The organism is Azospira sp. MPR-E4 (assembly GCF_058809645.1).
Map to the genome: position 1 here is coordinate 1 of NZ_JBXAST010000110.1, position 1679 is coordinate 1679.

Consider the following 1679-nt stretch of genomic DNA (forward strand, 5'->3'; position numbering starts at 1 on the left):
GGGTGACGCGGACCGTCTCGGCGGCGGGCAGGGGCGTGTCGTCAGGCATGGCGGTGTTCCTCGGCGGAGGCGGCAGAAGTGTCAGGGGGTACGGTCTGGGGAACGGCCCGGTCCCATATGAGGCGCGGGTCGAAGGCCATGGTGGCGAGCATGCTCAGCACCACCACGGCGCCGAAGGGCACCACCCCGGGCCCGGGGGAAATGATGGCGAGGGACTGGACCTGGACCAGGGCCACCAGCAGGGTGACCACATAGACGTCGAGCATGGACCAGCGGCCGATCAGTTCCAGCAGCCGGTAGAGCCGGGCCCGCTGCCGGGTGTTGCGGTGGGAGCCGCGATGCACGCTGAGCAGCAGGTAGGTGAGGGAAAAGAGCTTGAGCATGGGCAGCACGATGCTGGCACAGAAGACCACCAGGGCCAGTTCCCAGGAGCCCGTATCCCACAGCACCACCACCCCGCTCATGATGGTGTCGTGCTGGGTGCCGAAGGGGGAGCGGGTCTCCATGATGGGCAGCAGGTTGGCCGGCAGGTAGAGCACGTAGGCGGCCAGCATCAGGGCCCAGGTGCGGGCCAGGCTGTCCGGCTTGCGCAGGTGCAGGGGCGCCTGGCAGCGGGGGCAGTGTTCGTGCTGTTCCAGGGAAGCCAGCTGGCCGCATACCTCGCAGACGGCGAGCCCTTGGCTGGCGGCGGTATGGCGGCGGCTCATGCCGGCTTGGCCCCGTCGTCCGGGCGCGCCTCGTCCCAGGCCTGCCACAGGGTATGGCCGTCGAGCAGGCCGGCCAGGGCGGCCAGCAGCAGCATGAGGCCGCCGAAGCACCAGATGGCCGGCCCCGGCAGCACGTCGGCCAGGTGGGCCAGCTTCACCAGGGAGACCAGGACACCGAGGATGAACACTTCCACCATGGCCCAGGGATGGGCCAGGCGGAAGGCGCGAAAGACCGGGGCGAAGGCCGGCGAGCGGCGGCCCTGCCACAGGGGCAGCACCAGCCACAGCACCGCGCCCAGCTCGATGGCCGGCATCAGCACCGTGGTCAGCAGCACCAGGCCGCCCAGGGCCTCCCGGCCATCCTGCCAGAGGTGCCGGACGGCGCCGATGACGGTGGTTTCGGTGTAGTTGCCCTGGATGTTGAGGCCGACGATGGGGTACAGGTTGGCGGTGAGCAGCAGCACCAGGGCCGCCAGGGTCAGGGCCAGGATTTTCTCCAGCCGGTCCCGGTGGAAGGTGTAGAGGCGGGCTCCGCAGCGGGGGCAGTGGGCCCGGCTGCGGGGCACCGTCAGGGCCACCGGCTGCAGCAGCAGGTCGCACTCGTGGCAGGCGGTGAGGGGGGCGGCGGGCATGGCGGCCTCGCTCGGCGGTGCAGGCATGGGGCGCGTCTCAGTGCAGCAGCACCCAGGCGTTGATGCGCCGGCCGTCGTGCCAGATGTCGGTGATGCGGGTGGTGAGGTCGAAGGCGGCCTGGTCGGTGATGCGCATCTCGACGATGGCGATGGGCTGTTGCGGGTCGCCGTCGCGGACGATGGCGATCTCGCCGACGGGGCCGAAGCGCGCCAGGGCCTGACGCAGTCCGCTTTCGCTGACGTCGGCGGGGAGGCCGGAGAACATGATCTTTTTCATCGGAAGTCCAGGGGCTGGTGGAAGGGTGGTGCTTGTCAGGGGCGCCCGGCGGCGCTCCGGGGC

General features: G+C 70.6%; 3 protein-coding genes. All 3 read right to left on the reverse strand.

What is annotated here, in order from left to right; genetic code table 11:
• Positions 1-41: 41 nt before the first annotated feature.
• Genes AC1RTA_RS16530 through AC1RTA_RS16540 form a run of 3 tightly spaced genes read right to left on the reverse strand, consistent with a single transcriptional unit; the run spans position 42 to position 1616 of the window.
• Complete coding sequence (locus AC1RTA_RS16530; RefSeq protein WP_492785360.1) at positions 42-707, reverse strand: paraquat-inducible protein A; 666 nt, start codon at positions 705-707, stop codon at positions 42-44.
• On the reverse strand, positions 704-1366 hold the full coding sequence (locus AC1RTA_RS16535) for a paraquat-inducible protein A (RefSeq protein WP_492785361.1): 663 nt from the start codon (positions 1364-1366) through the stop codon (positions 704-706). Before AC1RTA_RS16535 ends, AC1RTA_RS16530 begins: the two co-directional genes overlap by 4 nt.
• A 10-nt stretch (positions 1367-1376) precedes the next feature.
• Positions 1377-1616: an RNA recognition motif domain-containing protein gene (locus AC1RTA_RS16540; RefSeq protein ID WP_014237347.1), complete on the reverse strand. Its 240-nt coding sequence runs from the start codon at positions 1614-1616 to the stop codon at positions 1377-1379.
• Positions 1617-1679: the final 63 nt, after the last annotated feature.